This window comes from Pontibacter sp. HJ8 (genome assembly GCF_054824225.1).
On record NZ_JSYF01000213.1, the window covers coordinates 1 to 1367 of the forward strand.

The 1367-nt window shown below is 49.6% G+C and carries 2 protein-coding genes; both read left to right on the forward strand.

Annotation, left to right across the window (positions count from 1 at the left end; translation table 11 throughout):
• The first annotated feature begins 181 nt into the window (after window positions 1-181).
• Window positions 182-649, forward strand: a complete 468-nt coding sequence (gene mraZ, locus OB13_RS10280; protein WP_461490077.1) for a division/cell wall cluster transcriptional repressor MraZ — start codon at window positions 182-184, stop codon at window positions 647-649.
• Window positions 649-1367: 16S rRNA (cytosine(1402)-N(4))-methyltransferase RsmH (gene rsmH / locus OB13_RS10285; RefSeq protein ID WP_461490078.1), on the forward strand; the 719-nt coding region annotated here is incomplete at its 3' end. The genes mraZ and rsmH, both read left to right, overlap by 1 nt.

A 1367-nucleotide genomic window follows, 5' to 3' on the forward strand; every position in this document is an offset into this window, starting at 1 on the left:
TTTCTGCAAATAAACTTATACCCAAATTGGAGCAACAAAATGTGGATAATGTGGATAAGTGGGGTGGATAACCGTAATTTATCCACAAAGTGGTAAAAAGTGGGAGAATGTGGTTGTGGTCTTTTGTTGAATCGTTACATTTGTATACTCCGAAAACTCTATGGAGAAAGCTGTCACAAACATGAACTTCCTCTCTGGCGAATTTGAATGCAAGATTGATCCGAAGGGAAGGTTGGTTTTACCTGCAAAGATAAAATCTAACCTGCCGGAGGAGTCGGGCAATCATGTGGTGCTGATGAGAGGGTTTGAGCCGTGTCTGGTTTTGTATCCGAAGGCGGAGTGGAAGGTGATTTATGACAAAGTAGCCGGCCTGAATGAGTTCAACGAGGAGTACCGTCACTTTCAGCGAAATTTCTTTCGTGGCAACACGGAAATAGAGCTGGATGGTACAGGCCGTTTCATCGTGCCCCGTACCATGGCGCGTTTTGCAGAGCTGGACAAAGAGGCGATTGTAGTAGGGTTGGGGAATCGTGTGGAGATCTGGAATCCGGATAAGTATGAAGCTTTCCTGATTCAGGACCAGCAGAATTTCTCACAGCTTGCCCAGAAGTTTTTGGGTGACAAACCGGCAGAGGAGCCTTTAGTATAATGGAATACCATCGCCCGGTAATGCTGCAGGAATGCATAGATGCTCTGGCTATTAAGCCGGATGGTGTTTATGTGGATGTCACGTTTGGAGGCGGCGGGCACTCAGCACTCATTGCCAGTAAGCTTACAGACGGTAAGCTCTATTCCTTTGACCAGGACCGGGATGCAGAAGAGCAGTCGAAGAAGATTGAAAGCCCGGCTTTTACGTTTGTACGCGCCAATTTCAGGGACCTGAAAAAGTACCTGCGCCTGTACCGGGTAAAAGAGGTGGATGGCATTCTGGCGGATTTGGGCGTGTCCTCCCACCAGTTCAATGTGGCGGAGCGTGGATTTTCGACCCGCTTCGATGGCCCGCTGGACATGCGGATGGATCCGGAGTCTGGAGTGCCGGCAAGTGAGGTAGTGAATACCTTCAGTCAGGAGCAGCTGCACAAAATATTTGGCATCTATGGCGAAGTGAAAAACGCCAAAACACTGGCTGCTACCATTGTAGCGCAACGGGCCCGGAAGTCGATCGAATCGATCGGCGATTTTAAGCAGGCAATCAGTTCCTGTACCCCGCGTGGGAAGGAAAATAAATACCTGGCGCAAGTGTTTCAGGCACTACGCATCGAGGTAAACGACGAGTTGAAGGCGCTGGAGGAGATGTTGGAGCAGGCGGCGGAAGTGCTTAAGCCGGGTGGCAGGTTGGTCGTAATGTCCTACCATTCACTCGAAGA